14 protein-coding genes are annotated in these 17537 nt (G+C 63.6%); 10 read left to right on the top strand and 4 right to left on the bottom strand.

Translation table 11 applies throughout. The annotated features are described in order from the left end of the window. The first annotated feature begins 64 nt into the window (after positions 1–64). From CYD53_RS11340 to CYD53_RS11330, 3 genes are read left to right on the top strand one after another with little or no spacing between them, the layout of a single operon-like run. A complete protein-coding gene (locus CYD53_RS11340; protein ID WP_103718192.1) occupies positions 65–1213 on the top strand; it encodes an ABC transporter substrate-binding protein in 1149 nt (382 codons plus the stop codon). Beyond that, a complete protein-coding gene (locus tag CYD53_RS11335) occupies positions 1210–2274 on the top strand; it encodes a FecCD family ABC transporter permease (protein ID WP_210202327.1) in 1065 nt (354 codons plus the stop codon). Before CYD53_RS11340 ends, CYD53_RS11335 begins: the two co-directional genes overlap by 4 nt. After that, on the top strand, positions 2268–3044 hold the full coding sequence (locus CYD53_RS11330) for an ABC transporter ATP-binding protein (RefSeq protein WP_103718190.1): 777 nt from the start codon (positions 2268–2270) through the stop codon (positions 3042–3044). The genes CYD53_RS11335 and CYD53_RS11330 overlap by 7 nt, the downstream gene beginning before the upstream one ends. A gap of 194 nt (positions 3045–3238) precedes the next feature. On the opposite strand, the gene CYD53_RS11325 is transcribed toward CYD53_RS11330, so the two are convergent. From CYD53_RS11325 to CYD53_RS11315, 3 genes are all read right to left on the bottom strand, one after another. Further along, complete coding sequence (locus tag CYD53_RS11325; RefSeq protein WP_103718312.1) at positions 3239–3712, bottom strand: VOC family protein; 474 nt, start codon at positions 3710–3712, stop codon at positions 3239–3241. Between the two features lie 119 nt (positions 3713–3831). Beyond that, on the bottom strand, positions 3832–5040 hold the full coding sequence (locus CYD53_RS11320; RefSeq protein WP_103718311.1) for an MFS transporter: 1209 nt from the start codon (positions 5038–5040) through the stop codon (positions 3832–3834). A gap of 66 nt (positions 5041–5106) precedes the next feature. Next, positions 5107–5550: a VOC family protein gene (locus CYD53_RS11315; protein ID WP_103718189.1), complete on the bottom strand. Its 444-nt coding sequence runs from the start codon at positions 5548–5550 to the stop codon at positions 5107–5109. A gap of 164 nt (positions 5551–5714) precedes the next feature. Between CYD53_RS11315 and CYD53_RS11310 the strand changes: the two genes are divergently transcribed. Beyond that, complete coding sequence (locus CYD53_RS11310; protein WP_103718188.1) at positions 5715–6158, top strand: MarR family winged helix-turn-helix transcriptional regulator; 444 nt, start codon at positions 5715–5717, stop codon at positions 6156–6158. Between the two features lie 320 nt (positions 6159–6478). Next, the gene (locus CYD53_RS11305) at positions 6479–6658 is read left to right on the top strand and encodes a hypothetical protein (RefSeq protein ID WP_103718187.1); all 180 of its coding nucleotides are present in this window, start codon (positions 6479–6481) and stop codon (positions 6656–6658) included. A gap of 302 nt (positions 6659–6960) precedes the next feature. Here CYD53_RS11305 and CYD53_RS11300 read toward each other — a convergent pair whose 3' ends face one another. Then, positions 6961–7908, bottom strand: a complete 948-nt coding sequence (locus CYD53_RS11300; RefSeq protein WP_103718186.1) for a LysR family transcriptional regulator — start codon at positions 7906–7908, stop codon at positions 6961–6963. Between the two features lie 109 nt (positions 7909–8017). On the opposite strand from CYD53_RS11300, the gene CYD53_RS11295 reads away from it, so the two are divergent. From CYD53_RS11295 to CYD53_RS11275, 5 genes are all read left to right on the top strand, one after another. After that, positions 8018–9169 carry a mandelate racemase/muconate lactonizing enzyme family protein gene (locus tag CYD53_RS11295; RefSeq protein WP_181011818.1) on the top strand — a complete coding sequence of 384 codons (1152 nt, stop codon included), beginning with the start codon at positions 8018–8020 and terminating at the stop codon, positions 9167–9169. 47 nt (positions 9170–9216) lie between these two features. Continuing rightward, on the top strand, positions 9217–10203 hold the full coding sequence (locus CYD53_RS11290; protein ID WP_103718184.1) for a TRAP transporter substrate-binding protein: 987 nt from the start codon (positions 9217–9219) through the stop codon (positions 10201–10203). After that, the gene (locus CYD53_RS11285) at positions 10200–10712 is read left to right on the top strand and encodes a TRAP transporter small permease (protein WP_210202326.1); all 513 of its coding nucleotides are present in this window, start codon (positions 10200–10202) and stop codon (positions 10710–10712) included. The genes CYD53_RS11290 and CYD53_RS11285 overlap by 4 nt, the downstream gene beginning before the upstream one ends. A gap of 10 nt (positions 10713–10722) precedes the next feature. After that, a complete protein-coding gene (locus CYD53_RS11280) occupies positions 10723–12000 on the top strand; it encodes a TRAP transporter large permease (RefSeq protein ID WP_103718183.1) in 1278 nt (425 codons plus the stop codon). Positions 12001–12540: 540 nt separating this feature from the next. Next, positions 12541–17079 carry an NACHT domain-containing protein gene (locus CYD53_RS11275; RefSeq protein WP_146055897.1) on the top strand — a complete coding sequence of 1513 codons (4539 nt, stop codon included), beginning with the start codon at positions 12541–12543 and terminating at the stop codon, positions 17077–17079. The last annotated feature ends 458 nt before the right edge of the window (positions 17080–17537 follow it).

The following is a 17537-nucleotide window of genomic DNA, read 5'->3' as shown; positions in this document are numbered from 1 at the left end:
GATAAATCTTGACCCTATACAGGTCCAGACATACGAGCCCGAGACTTCCCCGAAGGGCTTTCTGATGTTTTCTCTCCGCAGTATTCTTGGCGCTCTCAGCCTTGCCGCAGCGCTGCTGGTCGCGATCTCGCCGGCTCGGGCCGAGAAGGTCGCGGTCACCGACGTTCTCGGCCGCAAGGTCGAGGTCGAGACGCCGGTCCGGCGCGTCATCCTGGGCGAGGGGCGGCAGATGTATTTCGTCGCCGCGCTGGATCGGGACGAGCCGTTCAAGCGCGTCGTCGGCTGGCGCGACGACCTGCCGAAGGCCGATCCCGACAACTACAAGGCCTATCTCGCGCGCTATCCCGGGATCGCGAAGCTCCCGACCTTCGGCGGCATGAAGGAGGGCGCCTTCGACATCGAGCAGGCGATCGCCCTCAAGCCCGACGTGCTCCTCCTCAATGTCGAGGCGAAGATCGCCAGCGACGAGGCGAGCCTGGTCGAGAAGCTCGCCGCGGTCGGCATCCCGGTGGTCTATGTCGATTTCCGCGAGAAGCCGTTCCAGAACACCGAGCCCTCGATGCGCCTGATCGGCAAGCTCTTCGGCAAGGAGGCGATCGCGGAGGACTTTATCGCCTTCCGCGCGGCCGAGATCGCCCGCATCACGCAGCGGCTGGCCAAGGCGCCGAACCTGAAGAAGCCCGTCGTGATGATCGAGCGCGCCGGCGGCTATTCCGACGATTGCTGCATGTCCTTCGGCAACGAGAATTTCGGCAAGATGGTCGAGATCGCCGGCGGCAGGAATCTCGCCGCCGACCTGATCCCCGGCACCTTCGGCACCGTCAACGCGGAAGCGGTCGTCGCGGCCAATCCCGAGGTGGTGATCGTGACCGGCGGCAATTGGAGCGCCTATGTGCCCAACGGCGCCTGGGTCGGGCTCGGGCCGGGCAGCGATCTTTCCGAAGCGCGCCGCCGGCTCGCCGCGCTCGCCAAACGCCCTGCCTTCGTGCAGACGCAAGCCGTCAGGAACGGGCGTGTCCACGCGATCTGGCATCAGTTCTACAACAGCCCCTATCAGTTCGTGGCGATCCAGGAGATCGCGACATGGCTGCATCCCGAACTGTTCAAGGATATCGATGCGGCTGCGACGCTGAAGACGCTGCATGAGCGCTTCCTGCCGCTGCCCTATGAGCCCGGCTACTGGGTCACGGTCGAGAGCAGGCTGGGGCAATGACCGTAACCGTTGCCCGGGACGCGATGCAGGCGCGCTTCGCCTATCGCGCCCTGACATTCCGCCGGCGCCTGATCCTGCTTGGGCTGTTCGGGCTGCTGCTGGCGAGCTTCGTCGTCGACCTGATGCTGGGCCCGGCGCGCTACAGCGCCAGCCAGGTGCTCCAGGCGCTGTTCGACCCCACGGGCGTGCCGGCCGCGCTGCGGGTGGTGATCTGGGATATCCGGCTGCCGGTCGCGCTGATGGCGGTCGTCACCGGCGCTTCGCTCGCGGTGGCGGGCGCGCAGATGCAGACCATCCTGAACAACCCGCTCGCCAGCCCGTTCACGCTCGGCATCTCGGCGGCGGCGAGTTTTGGCGCTGCGCTCGCGCTCGTCTTCGGCGTCGGCCTGCTGCCGATCGCGGCCGACTATATCGTCTCGATCAACGCCTTCATCGTGGCGATGGGCGCGGCGCTGCTGATCCATCTTCTGAGCCAGGCGCGCGGCGTCACCACCGAGACCGTGATCCTGCTCGGCATCGCGCTGGTCTTCACCTTCAACGCCTTGCTCGCACTGCTCCAGTTCTTCGCCTCCGAGCAGGCGCTCGGCGCGGTGGTGTTCTGGATGATGGGCTCGCTGACCAAGGCGAGCTGGAACAAGCTCGCCATCACCGCCGGCGTGTTTGCCCTGAGCCTGCCCTTCTTCTTCCATCGCGCCTGGGCGCTGACGACGCTCAGGCTCGGCGACGACAAGGCGGCGAGCTTCGGCATCAACGTCAAGCGGCTGCGGCTCGAGATCATGCTGCTCGTCAGCCTGCTTGCTGCTGTCCCGGTCTCCTTCGTCGGCACGATCGGCTTCATAGGCCTCGTCGGCCCTCATATCGCGCGCATGGTGATCGGCGAGGACCAGCGCTTCTTCGTGCCGGCCTCGGCGCTGGCGGGCGCGGCGATCCTCTCGGCCTCCTCGGTCGTCTCGAAATCGCTGATCCCGGGCCTGATCTTCCCGATCAGCATCGTGACCGCGCTGATCGGCGTGCCGTTCTTCTTCAGCCTGATCATGACGAGCAGGAAACGGTCATGGTGACGCTCAGGCTCGACGGCGTCGGTGTGTCCTATGGCCGCCGCCGCGTCCTGGAAGGGATCACCACGCCCGTGCTCGCCGGCGGCGAAGTCGTCGCCGTGGTCGGGCCCAACGCGGCCGGCAAGTCGAGCCTGTTCCGGCGCATCGCCGGGCTGATCGCCGGCGTCGGCGAGGTCGCGATAGAAGGTCGCAGCCCGGTGGCGGGCCGCAGCCGGCCGAGCGCCTGCTACCTGCCTCAGGACACGGCGGTGAATGCCGTGCTCACCGTCTATGAATCGATCCTGCTCGCCTTCAAGCAGGGCGGCTCCTGGTCGGTCAGCGACGATGAGCTGAAGCGCATCGACACGGTGCTGCGCGAACTCGAGATCGAGGACCTTGCCTTTCGCGGGCTGGGCGAGCTCTCAGGCGGCCAGCGCCAGCTGGTCTCGATTGCCCAGACGCTGGCGCGCGAGCCCGACATCCTGCTGCTGGACGAGCCGACCAGCGCGCTCGATCTCCACCGCCAGTTCGAGGTTCTCTCGCTGGTGCAGCGGCTGGCCCGCGAGCGCGGCATGCTGGTGCTGATCTCGATCCACGACCTCAATCAGGCGCTGCGCTTCGCCGACCGCGTCATGGTGCTGGCGCGCTCGCGGCTGGTGGCGCTGGGCGCGCCGCGCGAGATCGTGACACCGGCGCTGCTTGCCGATGTCTATGGCGTGCGCGCCCGGGTCGAGGTGCTGGAGGGCGAACTGCCTTATGTCGTCGTCGAGGGGGCCGCGGGGCGCGCGGCCTGAACCAGGCCGCCGCGTCGCCGCCGGTTCAAGCGGATGACAGGGCGAGTCAGGCTGCGCATATCCGCTTCCCGGCGACGCCTCACCGTCCGGTCCTTGCGTCGAGCCGGAACGATGTGCCGCCACAGCAAACCACCGGCATGGCTGGAGGCCGGATACGCTCCGGCGGCAATCCGGCCGCCAGGCGCGACGGAGCCTCAACCGCGCCGCGCCGCCTCGATCGCGGCGACATCGATTTTCCCCATGGTCATCATGACGTCGAATGCGCGCTTGGCCTCGTCGCCGCCAGCCGCCATGGCGTCGGTCAGGGCGCGCGGCGTGATCTGCCAGGAAACCCCCCATTTGTCCTTGCACCAGCCGCAGGCGCTCTCCTGGCCGCCATTGCCGACGATTGCATTCCAATAGCGGTCGGTCTCGGCCTGGTCGTCGGTTGCGATCTGGAACGAGAAGGCTTCGTTGTGCTTGAAGGCGGGGCCGCCATTGAGGCCCAGACACGCGACGCCGGCAATCGTGAATTCGACCGTCAGCACATCGCCCGCCTTGCCGGACGGGTAGTCGCTCGGGGCACGGTGGACGGCGCCGACCGCGCTGTCGGGGAAGGTCTGCGCGTAGAAGCGGGCCGCAGCCTCGGCGTCCTTGTCGTACCAGAGACAGATCGTGTTCTTAGCCATGATGCGTCCTTTCGCTTTGAAGCCGAATTCCGGCCTTGTCTCCCCAGCCATCGTCTTCTGAGGTCAGGTCGCCAGGCGCCTGTCTCCACCCAGGCGCCCGTCTTGCCCGTGCAGCGCCATCAAGCCGTGGCGATCTGCAGCGGCGATCTTGCCGGGAACGGCCTGAAGGTGGCGAGGATCAGCGTCGCCGCCAGACCCAGGCCCCAGGAGGCGACGTAGAGCGGCGCATAGCTCCCGAAATTGTCGTAGATCCAGCCGCCGAGCACAGGCCCCGTCGACATGCCGAGGCTGCCGGCCATCGCGGTTCCACCGATGATCGTGCCCATCATCCTCTGCGGGAAATTCTCGCGGATGATCACGGCGTAGAGCGGCATCGTGCCGGCGTAGATGAAGCCGACCAGCACGGCCACCGCATAGAAGCCGCCGAGCTGGCCTGCGAAGGCATAGGCGAGCACGCCGAAGGCCTGGGCCAGCAGCCCCGCGACGAGGACTCGCTGCGCCCCGAGCCGGTCCCCAGCAAAGCCGAAGCCGATACGGCCGAACATGCCGGCCAGGCCTTCGACGCTATAGATCGAGACGGCCGCGACCATCGGGATGCCGCAGGTCACGGCATAGGCCACGGTGTGGAAGATCGGCCCGGAATGCGTGGCGCAACAGAAGAAATTCGCCAGCATCAGGGTGATGAATTGCGGCGAGCGCACCGCCTGGCCAAGCGTCATGCCAGGCTCCGCCGCGTCGCTGGAGGTCTGGGCCGGCTCATCCTGCACCGGCGGCCGGCGCACCAGCAGCGCCGCCGGGATCATCAGCGCAGCCGCGATGCCGGCGATGATCAGCATGGCGCCACGCCAGTTGTGGATCGTGACCAGCCAGGCCGCGAGCGGGGCCATGGTCATCGGGGCCATGCCCATGCCCGCGGAAACCAGCGAGACCGCCAGGCCGCGCTGCGTATCGAACCAGCCGGTGACGCAGGCCATCATCGGCGCGAAGACCGCCGCCGTCGCCGCCCCGACCAGCAGGCCGAACAGCAGCTGGAATTCGACGAGCGAACTGGCCCGGCTGGCGAGGGCAAGGCTCGAAGCGAGCACGATCGATCCGGCCAGGACCACGGGGCGCGGCCCGAACTTGTCGGAGAGGCCGCCCCAGACCATGCTGGCGGCCGCCATGGCGAGAAAGCCGATCGTCATGGCCGTGGAAATGCCGGTCACCGACCAGCCCGTATCCTGCGCCATCGGCCGCAGGAAGACGGGCAGCGAGAACATCGCCCCGACCGCCGCGCAGCCCAGCAAGCCGCCGGCGGCGACGATCACCCATCGATAGGGACGGTCCATGCTGATCTCCTGATGATGCATGAGGGATCGGTCCGAGCCGGCATCGAGCTGCGCCCTCCGCATGCGTCAGCCCTGCGGCTTCCAATCGGCTGATGGAATGGTGTTGACCATCCAGGGGATGCCGAATTTGTCGATCAGCGAGCCGAAGCCCGGTGACCAGAAGGTCTCGCCGAAAGGCATGACCGCCTTGCCGCCGGCGGAGAGCTGCTCGAACCAACGCTGCGCTTGCGCCGTGTCCGTGCTGTGCAGGGTGACGTCGAAGCCGTTCTTCGGCTTTTCGATGTTGGGCGCCCAGGCGGCATCCATATCGGCGCCCATCAGGGCCTGATCGCCGACCTCCAGCCAGCAATGCATCAGCCAGTTCTTGTACTTCTCGTCGGTGATCGGCATGCCGGGAGGCGCGTCGCCATAAGGAAATGCAGCGGTGATCTTGCCGCCGAGAACCGTCGCATAGAATTCGAAGGCCTCGCGGCATTGCCCCTGAAAGCTCAAGCTGGTCACGATCTTCATGGTCTTCTCCCTGTTGGTTCTGAACCCCTGTTCGATCCGAGGCCTGGCTCGATCCAAGCCCCTCTTCGATCCAAGCGTCGCTGCCGATCGGCACGGGTCTCGCTCGATCCTCGCTTTATTTAGTTGATATCAACCTATATAGTATCCTCATGTCAACCCACCCGATGCGCGCTGAAACCGAACCCTCTTTTGAGACGACGCTCCTGGTGCGCGATGCCTGTCTGTGCCTTCACGCACAACGGGCGGCCCGCGCGCTCGCACGGCGCTTCGATCTCGCGCTGAAACCTGTCGGCATCAGCAGCGGCCAATTCTCGCTGCTGATGTCGCTGAACCGCCCCAAGCCGCCAAGCCTCGGCAGCGTCGCCGGCTTGCTGGCGATGGACCGGACGACGCTGACCGCAAACCTCAAGCCGCTGGAGCGCCGCGAACTCGTCGAGACCAGCCATGACGAGGCGGACCGACGGATCCGCCTGCTGTCGCTGACACCGGCCGGCAGGGCCGTGCTGGCTGAGGCCGTACCGATCTGGAAGCAGCTCCACGCCGCCATCGAAGCCGAATTGTCGGACTCAGGCCGTCTGCGTTCCGATCTGGTTCTGCTATCGCGATGAACGCATGTCGGCTGACCGGAGTTGAGCCGGTGTCAGGTTGGGGCCCTTTTGGAAACTCCGCGAGCCCTCATCCTGAGGAGTGCTCCGCAGGAGTGCGTCTCGAAGGATGCTCCAGGAGGCTCTGGAACCATCTGGAGCATCCTTCGAGACGCCGCTGGCGCGGCTCCTCAGGATGAGGGCTGGAATTCCCAAACGGCCTCTTATGGTGCTGAGCGCCGCGATGGACTCGGCACGCATCGATATGTCCGGCCCAATCCGTCGCCATCATTGCTATAACGAGCGCGAATGCCGGAGATGTTCCGGCAGGGCAGGAGCAGATCATGACCGAGCGATTTGAACGGCATCGCCAGCCCTGGACCTATGAGGAACTCGAGAAGCTGAAGCTGCTCGCCCGGAAGGGCATGGCGTTGAAGGCGATTTCGAAAGCGATGACCCGCAGCGAGGAATCCATCAAGGACCGCGCCAAGCTCGACGGCATCGCGATCGCCAAGCTCCGTTAGAGCGTTTTCGAGCGGCGCAGACGAGACGAGAACAGCAGGCAGCGTGCTCGCCTGCTGCACGTGAGCCTCAGCCTGATGCAGGAGCGGCCCGGGCGAGGGGGCATCGCCGCCACCCCGGATTGAAGTTCGGTGACAAAGCCGGCGACAGTCGGATTGCGCCGCTTGCCGCTGCGACGGCCGAGACGCAAATCTCCGCTTTCCCGGGGGCGCGTGGCTGACGGCGCCATCGCAGTACGAATGTCGCCTTACGGAAGCCGCCCCGACGTCCGCTCATGGCGCCTCTCGCCAGATGCCGAAAGACCTCACAAATGGGCTGAATGAGATGAAGGGCCAGCCGCATCGGGCGCATCGACCTTTAGATAGTCGATCGCATCGAGCGCCTTCTGGATGGATTTCAGCATCGCGCTCACTGGAGCGGTTAGCCCTCCCTCCGGATAGCTCGCATAGACCCTGCCGTGATTGAGTTCCGGCACCGGTCGCAGCACCTTGACCAGCCCTGCAGCGACCTCGGTCTCCATCATCCGCGCCGGCAGCACGCCGAGTGCGACCCCGGAGGAGACGAGATGGCCGATCACCGCGACGCTGTTGCAGAGGTCATGGCGCAATGGTTCGAGCCCGGCGGTGGCAAACCAGTCCTTGATCTGCCGGAACATCGCCGATCGCGGCTGATTGCTGACGATCGGCAGGCGATACAGATCGGCCGGGCGAACCTCCGGCCCGAGCCCCCACTTGACCGACGCGACCCACGCCGTGTCCTGGACGCCCAGCGGCACGAGCCTCATGCCGGGGCGCCCGATCGGGTTGACCAGCACGGCAAGGTCGAGACGCCGCTCATTGAGCTCGCGTTCCAGCTCATAGCTGATCGAGACCACATACTCAGCCTTCAGGAGCGGATAATCGGCCCGCACCGTCTCCAGCAGCATCGGCAGGCATGTCATCGCGAAGCCCTCGGCAAATCCAACACGGATGTTGCCCGTTACCGTGGCTGGATCGGTCTGCAGCATGATCCGGTCCGCCTCCTCCAGCAGCGCGGCAGCCCGCGGCAGCAGGGCGAGCCCTTCTGGGGTCGGCGCGAGGCCGCGCCCCTTGCGTTGGAACAGCTCGACATTCAGCGCCTGCTCGAGATCCCGCAGGCGTAGCGAGATGGTCGGTTGCGACATGTGGAGATGGCCGGCCGCGCGGCTCAATGAGCCCAGCCGCGCCGTCCAGAAGAAGGCCTCGAGCTGCGCGATCGTGAACCTCATACCCATGACGCGCTCACATTTGGATTTCTGATGAATACCGCCCCAGATAATCCAATTGGATTAGCGATTGCAAAACTGATCTACGATGGCGTCCCTGCCTCAACGCGTCATGTCCATGCTGTCCGCGCTTCCGAAAATCATTCGCATCGAGGGCTTCGAGCTCTCCGCCAAGCTGACCGAGACTGTCGGCAATTCGCGGCAGATGTTCGATCGTCGCGGCGCGCTGCTCTTGCGCGTCACGAGCAATGCCGGCGCTGTCGGTTGGGGCGAGACCTGGGCTTATCCGAGCGCAGCGGCCGCGCTCATCCGCGAGCATTTTGCGCCGGTCCTGATCGGCCGCGACGCGACGACGCCACGGGCCGGATGGCAGGCGATGGCGGCGCGGCTCGGCTACGACCGGCGCGGCATCTCGACCATGGCGCTTGGCGGTCTCGACATGGCCTTGTGGGATCTCGCCGGCCAGATCGCCGGGCGCCCGGTCCATGCTTTGCTCGGGGGCAAGTTGCGGGACCGGATTCCAGCCTATGTCAGCGGCCCTTTCATGAAGCCGGGCAGCAATCCCTATCGGGATTTCGAGGCCGATATCGCCGGCTATCTCGACACCGGCTTTCGCGCCATCAAGCTGCGCATGGGCACCAACCCGGCGCAGGATGGAGCGATGGCGCGCAAGGTCCGCGCCCAGATCGGCGATGCGATGCCCATGATGATCGATCTGAACGAGGGTTTTACGGTCGAGGGTGCGATGGCGATCGCACGCAGGCTTGCCGAGGTCGATCCGGTCTGGCTCGAGGAGCCGATCGCGCACGACGACCTGCCGGGATACCGCCGCTTCGCGGCTGCTTCGCCGATGCCGCTAGCGGGCGGCGAAGCACTCTTTGGCTTGCGGGCCTTCCGCGACTATCTCACCGCAGGCGTGTTCGACTTCATTCAGCCCGATCTCGGCCTGTGCGGCGGCCTATCCGAGGGCATGCGCATTGCGGCGCTGTGCGAGGCGTTCGACGTAGCCCTGGTGCCCCATGTCTGGGGTTCGGTCGTCAACTTCCAGGCCTCGCTGCATTTCGCCGCCTGCCTGCCGGAACGACGTGGCCGGCTGCGCTGGCCGCTTTTTGAGTATGATCCGTCGGACAATCCGCTGCGCACTGCCTTCGCCAGCCATCCACTCGATGCGGATGGCATGGTGGCCGTTCCGGATGCCCCGGGCCTTGGCCTCGAGCTGACGGCCGAGATGCTCGAACCGTTCATCATCAACCGTTGGACCATCGAATAACCGGCTCGTCGGATTCAACCGCGACCGCATCCCCGAGGAGACGAACCATGCGCCTGACATCGATCCTGCATACCGCCATGGTAGCTATTGCCTGCCTTGCAAGTATCGCATCCGCCTCGGCCCAGCAGCCCAAGGTGCTGAACCTGGCCTTCGTCGGCCGCGTCACGGCGCCTGAAGGCATCGCGATGACCGCCTTCGCCGAGGAAATCAAAGCCAAGACCAATGGCCGCATCGAGATCCGATTGCATCCGGGCGGCGCTCTCGGCGGCGACCGCGAAGTGCTCGAAGGCCTGCAGATCGGCACCGTCGATCTCACGGTGCCATCGACCTCGATCATCGCCAATTTCGTGCCGGAGGTTCAGGTCTTCGACATTCCCTTCCTGTTCCGCGATTTTAACCACGCCCAAGCGGTCCTGGACGGGCCGATTGGCCAGGAAATCCTGGCGAAGTTCAAGGCCAAGGGCCTTCAGGGCCTCGCTTTTGGCGGTATCGGCTTTCGCCAGCTGACCAATAGTCGCCGGCCGGTGAACGGTCCCGAGGACGTCAAGGGCCTGAAGATCCGCACGCAAGAGAACCAGATCCATCTTCAGGTCTGGCGCGCGCTCGGCGCCCTGCCGACTCCGATGGCTCTGCCGGAGGTGTTCACCGCACTGCAGCAGGGAGTCGTCGACGGCCAGGAAAACCCGATCGGCGCGATCCTCAACAACAAGTTCGGCCAGGTGCAGAAGTATCTGACCATCACCAACCACGCCTTCACGCCGGTTGGCTTCGTCATGGCCCCGCGCGCCTTTGAGGCCCTGTCCCCTGAGGATCAGAAGCTGTTCGTCGAGGCCGGCCGCCGCGCCATGGCGATCTGCAAGGACGAGGTCGGCAAGGTGGAGAAGACCGGTGTCGACGAGCTGCGCAAGCTCGGCCTCCAGGTCGTTGAGAAGGTCGACACCGCCAGGTTTCAGGACCTGCTCAAGCCCGCCTTCGCCGAACTCGGCAAGCGCTTCGGCGAAGCGACCATCGCGCGCATCAAGGACCAGAAGTGAGCGCGCGACCAAACCGCCCGGTCGCGCTGCTGCTCGCGACCGAGCGCCTCGCCACCGGCGCGGCGCTGGCCCTCGGCTGCGTCGCCATGACGATCGCGGCCTGTGCTGGCCTGTTTCAGGTGCTGACCCGCTTCATCCTGCAGGAGCCGGCGACCTGGTCGGAACCCCTTATCCGGATGATGCTGATCTGGATGGCTTATCTCGGACTCGCCGCCGCGGTACGGGCCGGTTCGCTGATCTCGGTCGATCTGCTCTACCGGCTGGTCCGCGGGCGTCAGCGGCGCGCGCTCGAAGCCATGATCGCGCTGGCGACCTTGGTCCTGCTGGGCGTGCTGGTCTGGTTTGGCATCGACCTGACCAACCGGGTGCGCTTCCAGAATCTGGCCGGCCTCGAGATACCGGTGAGTTTTGCCTATGCAGCGATTCCGACGGGCGCGCTGATCTCGATGCTGGCCGTCGTTGCGCACTTCTTCGATCCGCGCCGCGAAGAACTCGATACAGCGGTCTGAGGAGCCGATCATGACCGCTACCATGCTCGTCACGATGTGCGTGCTGTTCCTGTGCTCAGTGCCTGTCGCGATCTCTGTCGGCCTGGCGGCCGTCGCGGGCTTGGGCCTCTATACGCCATTGCCTCTTGTCCTTGTGGCGCAACAGGCCTTCGCCTCGCTTGACAAGTTTCCGCTCGCAGCCGTGCCGTTCTTCATCCTCGCCGGCAACCTTATGGGCGAGGGCGGCATATCGCGCCGGCTGGTCGATTTCGCCAAGAGCCTCGTCGGCGGCGTTCAGGGCGGTCTGGCCTGCACCTGCATCCTGACCTGCATGATCTTTGCAGCCGTCTCCGGCTCCAGCGTCGCCACCACCTTCGCGATCGGCGCGATCCTGATCCCGGCCATGGTGAAGCACGGCTACCCGGTCTCCTTCGCGGCCTCGCTGCAGGCGAGTGCGGCGGAACTCGGGGTCATCATCCCGCCGTCGATTCCGATGATCCTCTACGGCGTCGCGGCCGAGGTCTCGATCGGCGAGCTGTTCGTAGCCGGCTTTGGCCCCGGCCTCCTGATCGCCGGGGCGCTGATGCTGTCAGTCTGGGTTTGGTGCCGCATCCGCGGCTACGGCAAAACCGACCGCGACGGCCGGCTTGCCGTACTGCCGGCGACCCGCGCCGCGGGGCTGGCGCTGATGATGCCGGTGATCATCCTGGGCGGCATCTACGGCGGCGTCTTCACCCCCACCGAGGCATCGATCGTCGCGGTGTTTTATGCGCTGATCGTCAGCTGCTTCGTCTATCGCGAGCTCGACCTCGCAGGGGTGCTCGCCATCCTGCGCAAATCAGTGGTGTCGTCCTCGGTCATCATGTTGATCATCGCCATGGCGGGGCTGTTCAGCTTTCTGCTGACGCGCGCCGGCGTGCCGGCACAGATCGGCGCCTATATCATCGCGACATTCGACAGCGGGTGGTCGTTTCTGCTGGCGGTCAACATATTCCTGTTCGTCATCGGCATGTTCATCGAGACCTCGGCCGCCATCATCGTGCTGGCCCCCATTCTTGCGCCCGTCGCGATCAGCTTCGGCATCGACCCGGTCCATTTCGGCATGATCATGGTCGTCAATCTCGCGCTCGGCATGATCACACCGCCTTTCGGCGTGAATCTCTTCGCCGCCTGCGCGGTCGCCAGGATTTCGCTCGACCGGATGACGAAATCGCTGCTGCCCTTTATCGGAGTGGTCTTGTCCTGCCTGATGCTGATCACTTACCTGCCCTGGATCTCGCTGGCGCTGCGCGACCTCGTTTATCGCTGATCTTCGGACCCACTTCGGACGATGCTTCGGAGCCTGCTATTGGCTCGCGGAGCACGTTTCAAACCTCCAGCCCTGTGTCTGCTTTCGGGCCAGATGCCAGCGTCAGCTTCCGGCGCAAGCGAGACGAGAACAGCAGGCGGCGTGCTCGCCTGCTGCGCGTGAGCCTCAGCCTGACGCAGCAGCGGCCTGGGCGGCGCTGTTCATCGCCGCCGCCACGGATTGACGTTCGGTGACGAAGCCCGCGACAGACGGATTGCGCCGCTCGCCGCTGCGACAGCCGAGACGCAAATCTCCGCTTTCCCAGGGGCGCCAAGCTGCCGCACATGGCCCTTTGCCGACGTCCCGAATGTCTGCTTTCCGGCAGGCCAGCATGACGAGAGGTAGACTGGCCACATTTGCTTCTTGGCGGCGGTCAGCGAAGCGTATCCTGCGGCAACCGCGCAGAAGCGTCATCCTTCAACTGAAACCAACTTTATGCGACGCAATAACGGTCTGTCCTGTGGCCTGACTCGGGTTACGGACTGAAGTCGAAATTGCTAAGTGAACAGGATGCTTGGTGGTGGAATCGCAGATAAGGTCGGGAACGAATACGAGCTCCGCTGGACGCTCATCGAAGCAATACGTGTGCTTCGTGGCCTTGCCGACGAGATAAGGCTTGAGCCGTTTAACGAGGATGCTGAGGGATTCGAGTTTCGGATCACAACTGTCGGCGCGGCCGAATGGCATCAATGCAAGCGTCAACGAACCGCCGGGTCCTGGACAATCAGGTCTCTGGCTGATGCTGGCATCTTGTCCGCTTTCGCAAGCAAGCTAGCTTCGGAGGCGGGATGCGTTTTTATCTCCTCTGACCCTGCTCCCGCTTTTGAAAAGCTAATCGAGAAAGCGCGAGTCGCTGAGACCGCTGCGGACTTCTACGGCGAAGGCGGAATCGGGAAAGGTGACGAGGCCGCACTCAACGACTTGAATGCTGCTTGGTCGGTAGATGCTGAAACGCAATTTGCATGGCTTAAGCGGTGCCGGGTCGAAGTCACATCGGACGTATCGTTGCTGAGACGGCTGGAAGAAATTTGCGGCCTGCTTTTCAAGACACCATCGAGCGTCGCGATTGATCGTCTAGCGCGGTTTCTGACAGGCAATCTCGCGCAGCGCCTTACGACGGCCCGCCTCACGGAGGTGATCAGTGAATTGGGCATCGAATGGCGGGCATATTTGGACGAGACGCTCGACGCCAAGTTTGGACTCGCGACTGACGAATATCTTGGCACGCTCTCTACCACGATTGCAGGTTTGGATTTGCAGACAGCGGCCCTCGACGAGGCGGTTCAGATTGCCATCGAAGGCTCCCAGCCTATCACGGTTGTCGCTGGAGGCGCGGGCAGCGGTAAAAGTGTCGCGCTGGCGCGGATGATCGCGAGAGCGCGACGACAAGGGTGGCCTGTCCTAGCATTCCGTATCGACCGCCACCTGAGTATCGACACGCTCGCCGGCCTCGGCGAAGCGCTGCTTGAGACGGCCGAAAGTCCGGTCAGCGCATTCGGCAATCGTAACGTGGCTGGACCGACACTGCTCGTCATCGACCAAGTCGATGCGGTCAGTGAGGCATCCGGGCGATCTGGACGCATCCGCGAACTGTTCTTCCGCATGATCGATCAGACCACTTTTTTCCCGCGCATGCGTGTAGTGGCGGCTTGCCGTTCATACGATCTAGACGGCGATACCCGTCTCGTGACCTTGTCGAACGCGATGCGCGTAACGGCGCTGCGGTTAGAGCCACTCCACTGGAAGGATGGGGTGGAGCCAGTGTTGCGACACCTTGGGGTCGATCCAAGTCGGTTCTCGCCGCGCGAGCAGCAATTGCTATCGACGCCGATCAACCTGCGTCTTCTCGCCGACGTTCTCGAAGCGGGTGAGGGCATAGTCGGCGAGCTTTCGAGTACACGCCTTTTTGACAAGCTTATGGAGGTACGCGGGCGCGATCTTCGTCAGGCGGGTTTTTCGTGGACGCCCGAGATGGCACTCGGATCAATCGCTCAGAGCATGAGCGACAACCAAGAACTCACGGCTTCCATCTCGGTGCTGGATGCCTACTCAGGGGCGGTCGATGCGCTTGCTTCACGCGGCCTCATTACCGCAGTCGGGGGGAAACTCCAGTTCGCCCATGAATCCTTCTTCGATCACAGCTTCTCTCGCCGCTTCACCCTGAGCGGTCAGTCGGTGCATTCGCTGCTCGTCAGTGATGAACAGCGCCTGTTTCGGCGGACCCAGGTGCGGCAGATATTCTCCCGTCTCCGCGACGATGCGCAGCGCCGATACATCCAGAACCTTCGCGAAGCGATGGAGGCGGACGACGTCCGTTATCTGGTCAAAGATGCGGTTGCCTATTGGCTAGGTGACGTGGCTGCGCCGACCGCTGCAGAACGGTCTCTTGTCGAAGAATGGTTCGAGCCAGACCATCCGCTGGAGCGCCTTGCGCGGATTATCTTTAACGGCCGGGATTGGCTGCCGACGCTCAATGAAGGGGGCGTTCTCTCAAAATGGGCCAATGAAGGAGGCGTCAAGAAGGATCTCGCCTTCTGGCTCCTGAGCAAGGCCGCCGTCGGTCACTCTGACCTTGTCGCCACCTTCATCGGTGGGTGGTGGAAAGTCGACCCCGAGGGTCGAGCATCTGAAATCATCGCATGGTTCGAGCAACTCTACCCGGAGGGGCCGATTGGATCGGTGGAAATCCTCTATGCGGAGGTCTTGGCGATTCTACCGCCAGAAGCCGTCAAAGAGAATTTCTTCGAGAATTTCCAACTAGGCTCATGGGTGCACAAATCACCGTCGCTCGGCGCTCGCGTCCTTGGCCTTTGGCTGCGGAAATGGATGGCGGTATTTCTCGACCGACACCCCTTCGCCAATGACCGCACTCACAACGAGTCTTATTGGATCGAGCAACTCGTCAAAGACCAGGCAGAGGCGTTGCTTGAAGCGACAATTTCACCTTTGGCCGAAGCGCTGGATCGAGAACAGGCTGCTCTTGCTGCCGAAACGCTTCCGTATCCTACAATCCGGCCGCCGCACTATCAGCATGATCAGGAATTCCTGCGGTCGATCATCGCTGCCGTGGAAGCCGTCGCCAACAAAGTTCCCGCAAAGGCCGAAGCGTTTCTCCAGGTGCTAGGGGGCCAGACAGATGTGGCACTTTTTATCCGCCTTCGCGCCATTGCTAAAAATGGTGCCGGCCTCGGGCACCTGCTCGCTCCTCTTCTAGGGCATGAGCGCGTCTTCAAGATTGGTGAAGGCGACGGAGACTGGCAACCCTTTGCGAAGGCAGCGGCAGCGGCAATGCCGCATCTTACCCCAGTAGATCAAGCCAAGATCGAGGCTGCTGTCCTAGCATACCGGCCCGAATATGACTGGGCGCGTGAATATATGCGGCGCGCAAATGCCGATGAGTTGGTTTGGCCCGCAAAAAACACAGATGAGTATCTTCTCTACCAGTTGAAGCTGTCCGGGCGGGACGAACGCGCGATTCTCGCGACGATAGGGGCTGATCACCTCAGCCCGTCCGCCCAACGACGGTTAGCCGAGCTTGAGCGCAAATTCGCCCGGCAGCCATTGCCGGAGGCGCACGGGATCAGGGGCGGCCTTGTTCGCTCCCCAATCAAGCCCGACCAAGCGCAATACATGTCAGACAAACAGTGGCTTCGGGCGATCGAGAAGTATCACAACGACGAGCGCCACATTTATGAGCGCGACGGCGTCATCGGGGGCGCGCGCCAACTATCGTCGGTTCTTCAGATGCGAACCAAAGAGCAGCCGGAGCGCTTTGTCGCCTTTCTCGAGCAGCTCCCGACCGACATCAACGCGGACTATGCAGAAGCCGTGGTCAGCGGCCTTCGCGAGAGCCAAGCAGACGCTGCTGTTGTCGTTCGTGCCATTAAAGCGGCGCGGCGTTGGCCCGAGCGCGATTTCGACCGAGCCGTCAATTGGACCGTTCAGAGCCACCCAGCGACGGGCACGGACCCCGAAATTCTTGCCTGGATTCTCCACAGCGCAGAACACGGGAAGGCATCGGACACCGCTGTGCGGACGCTCAATACAGAAAAGCGGAAGCGTCTTACCGCTGGCGAGTTGCTGGAGCGGGATAGTGATTTATACTCGAGCGGAATCAATGGAGAGCGAGGAGCCGCCTACGAGGCGCTAGCCGGAGTCCTTTGGGACCATAAAGAGACACTACCCGCCATTCTCGATTTGCTTGAGCGCCAGGTAGAGGCCGAACCTCTCTCATCCGTGCGGATGTGTATGGCGCATACTGTCAATTCGGTCGGCAAGTACGACGCGGACAAGGCGGTCGCTCTTCTGAAGCGGCTTGCGGCCAAAGATCTACGCGTTCTTCAAAGCTATTCGGCTCAGCACATGTTGAACTGGGCCGTGCATGATTATGCCGACGCGGTCGCGGGTTTGGTCGCCGACCTCCTAGGGTCAAAAAGCACAAGCCTTCGCGCTCATGGACATTTCTTAGAATCCCTGTTGGCGCTTTTGGACGAAGAGCGGAACAGCACCTTTGTTGCGGGGTTCGAAGACAACGTTCTGCGGCGGCAGATGGCCGCGTATCGCGGCGCCGGAAATGTCGGCGCGGACCGTCATGGCCAGCGCGCCGCTGGCTGGTTGCTGAAGCTTTTTTCTGACAAGAGCCCTCACGTTCGGCGCGATACCATTCAGATCAATTGGATAGAAGTCCTCGACGCGCCGACTGATCGCACGGCGTTGGTAAGGGCTTATCTGTCCTCGCCGACTTTCAATGAGCATTCGGATCAGCTCATGAGGGCCCTTGAAGAGCGGGTAAGCCAGTGGCCGAATCTGACGTTCGAAGCAGTTGAAAAAGTGCTCGACCTGTCGGGCGGTTGGACGGAAGAGCGCCGACGAGGGCACTACTTAACCATGCACCATTTGAGTCGGGTGCTTATCGAGCTCTACCGCCAAGTGGCGGGAGGTAGTGATCGCGAGAAGAAGATTCTCGATCTTTTCGATATCTATCTAGCCCGAGACTCATACGATTTCAGAGGAGAACTCGGCGCTTATGAGCGGCACTAAGCGGCAGAAATCTGATAATTGTGCCGCCCCAAAAAACACGTTGCGCGGAACGGGTTTTTCGATGAGCCCGTAGGCACGAAGTGGCTGCTTCCACTCAGAGGCACAATGTCAGCTACTGGCGCAAGCGAGACGAGAGTAGCAGGCCGCGTGCTCGCCTGCGTCGCGTAAGCCTCAGCTCGGCGCAGGAGCGGCCTGTGCGGGGGTGTTCATCGCCGCTGCCAGCGACTGCGGTTCGGTGACGAAGCTGGCGACAGCCGGATTGCGCCGCTCGCTGCCGCGACAGCCGTGACGCAAATCTCCGCTTTCCCGGGGGCGCGTGGCTGCCGCTCGTGGCCCCTGGCGGACATCAAGAATGTCGGCTTTCAGGGAGTGCTATCAGCCCTGCCGCCCTTGCGACGAACGGCCGGCTTTGCGTGAGCCATTTCTCTGCGAGCCGACACAGCCTGAGCAGCGGACGC

The sequence above is a fragment of the Allobosea psychrotolerans genome, from assembly GCF_002917105.1.
GTDB lineage: Bacteria > Pseudomonadota > Alphaproteobacteria > Rhizobiales > Beijerinckiaceae > Allobosea > Allobosea psychrotolerans.
Note: the sequence above shows the minus strand (reverse complement) of the source record. Positions and strands in the feature narration are given on the sequence as shown.